At 70.6% G+C, this 521-nt stretch carries 1 protein-coding gene; it reads right to left on the minus strand.

From position 1 onward, the window contains the following. Nucleotides 1-401 (minus strand): hydantoinase B/oxoprolinase family protein (locus AC5L38_RS44400; RefSeq protein WP_495248857.1); only part of this gene is annotated, 401 nt, incomplete at its 3' end. Nucleotides 402-521: the final 120 nt, after the last annotated feature.

Genomic DNA, 521 nt, shown 5'->3' on the forward strand with positions numbered 1-521 from the left:
TCATACGAATGCGCCGCGTTCCAATACGGATAATTCAGCAACACCACATCACCCGGACGCAGATTCTCCCGCCCCACGTACTCCACACCCTTGCGGATGGAGTAGTCGTTGGCGCCGAGGAAACGGCTCAGCCCGGTCGACTCGGCGACCAGGCGCAGGTCCGCGTCGTAGACGGAGACGCCGAAGTCGAAGACCTCGTAGATGACGGGGTTGAAGGCGGTACGGACGAGCGTGGCCCGCATCTCCTCGGCGGCCGAGGCGAGATGGCTGCGCACCACCTCGACCGTCGCGCCGTCCACCGGGACACGCCCCTCGCCCGCGAGGCTTGCGCCCCTTCCCGGGGCCGGGGTTCCGGGGGTGTCGAGGCCCGGCGGCGCGGGGACGGTGGGGTGCTCAGACATCGTCGATCCCGTAGGTCCCGCGGGCCGCTTCGGGAGAGACGTAGCCCTCGGCGACGTCGCGGCGGACCAGGTCGGGGTCGCGCTCGCGCGGATCGCCGTGCCCGCCGCCACCGGCCGTCA

The sequence above is a fragment of the Streptosporangium nanhuense genome (assembly GCF_059358815.1).